The organism is Streptomyces sp. NPDC005070 (assembly GCF_053600395.1).
In genome coordinates this window covers 1-1,730 of record NZ_JBSFZS010000444.1, presented here as the reverse complement: position 1 = coordinate 1,730, position 1,730 = coordinate 1, and the positions used below count along the sequence as shown (strand labels likewise).

At 70.1% G+C, this 1,730-nt stretch carries 1 protein-coding gene and 1 pseudogene; both read left to right on the top strand.

Annotated elements, in window-relative coordinates; all coding sequences use genetic code 11:
• Window positions 1–1,565: AfsR/SARP family transcriptional regulator (locus tag ACWEBX_RS40075; protein ID WP_451889626.1), on the top strand; the 1,565-nt coding region annotated here is incomplete at its 5' end.
• Window positions 1,562–1,730 (top strand): annotated as a pseudogene (locus ACWEBX_RS40070) (DUF2637 domain-containing protein); the annotation flags it as partial. The gene ACWEBX_RS40075 and the pseudogene ACWEBX_RS40070, both read left to right, overlap by 4 nt.

The window sequence follows — 1,730 nt, the reverse complement described above, 5'->3', positions numbered from 1 at the left end:
TGGGCATGAGCCCGTGGGCCCAGGACGTCGAGATCGTCGCCGTCGGGTTCGGCGAGGAACTGCCGACCCTGCTGCCGAACTCCCGGATCGTGCATATGCGCCAGGCGGCACACGCCCTGCGCGATCTGACCGAGCGGCTGCTGGAGGTCCACCAGATGCCCGAGACCGCCCACCACCCGTATGTGGTGCTGTGCGCGAGTTCCCTGGACGACGACACCGCTTGGCAGTTCGCCGACGTCCTCGGCAAGAACCTGCCGATCCCGGTCACGCTGATCGCCCCGACCACCAGCACCACCGCAGGCTACTTTCCCGAGGCGGACATCCTCGCCGTCTCCGCGCAGACACCGCAGCGCTTCGACCCGCTCGGCACCGACATCCTGATACAGCGTCTGGAGCACGCCGCCTACCAGCAGATCGTCACCGCACTCGCCGTCTCCGGCCAGCCCGCCCACCCGGCGCAGGGGGCCTGGCAGCACGTTCCCGGCGAGCCCGACCCCAAGGAGCAGGCCGCGCCCGGCGGACAAGCGGAACCGGCCGTCGACGACAGCACGGCTCCCGCGCCCAGCCGGAGCAGCTCGGCACCGGACGGCTCGGACGCGGACAGGGACGATGCCGTGTTCCCGGCGCTGCTGCAGGCCTCCGTGGATCCCGCCGCACTGCCCCTGGTGTCCACGCGGTCGTCCTCGTCTGCCAGTACCGGCGCCCCGCGGGCAGACGGTGGGCGTACGAGCAGGGCAGACGCCACCGGAACCGCTCCAACAGCCCACATTTCAGGTCCTGTTGAGGAAACCGGCGGCGAAGAGGCCAGGCAGAGCTGGCTCGGGCCGGAGATCAGGGTGCTGGGGCCAGTCGAGGTGGACGGGGTCGCCCATACCGGCCACGGCCCGCGCTCCGGCCAGCTCGCCGCCTTGCTCTACTTCCGCCCCGCCCGCGCAGCCGACGTGCTCTGTGCCGCCATGGACCCCATCAGCCCCTGGTCACCTGCCACCCTCAACGCCCGCCTCCAAGGCCTGCGCCGCGCCCTGGGCAACGACGAGAACGGCAACCCGTATGTGCCGCGCCGCCGCGACGGCGACACCCCCTACCGGCTGGCTGACGGTGTGCGCTGCGACTGGACACGCTTCGTCCAGCTCGCCGAACACGCACTCCCCCACGGCCCTGACGGGCTGCCCGAGCTGGAGAAGGCCTTATCCCTGGTGCGCGCCCGACCCTTCGGCACACGGCCGCCGGCATGGGCGGAGCCGCACCAGCAGGAGATGATCACTCGGATCGTCGATGTCGCCCACACCGTGGCGACCCTGCGCACCTCAAAAGGCCCGTACCACGATCTCGGTGCCGCACGGGCGGCCATTGCGACGGGGCTCGACGTCGACGAGGCGGCAGAACTGCTCTACCGGGACCTGCTCGTCCTCGAATCGACGGCCGGGAACAGGGTCGGCCTGCACACCGCCATTTCTCGCATCCAACAGGTCAACGCCGCCCTCGACTGCTCCCTGGAAACCGAAACAGAACAGCTCATCAACGAACTCCTGCGCAGCAGAAGCCAACAGGGGCCCGCCTTATGAGCACAGCCACCCGGAAGAACCGGCAGTACGACACCGCGGGAACGAGGCCACCTGCCAGGCTCGGCCGCCCGCACAAGATTCTCATCGGCATGGTCGTCGCCGGTGCGCTCGTCATCGCCGGAATCGGCTTCGCCGGTTCGTACGCGGCGGTCCGTGAACTGGCGC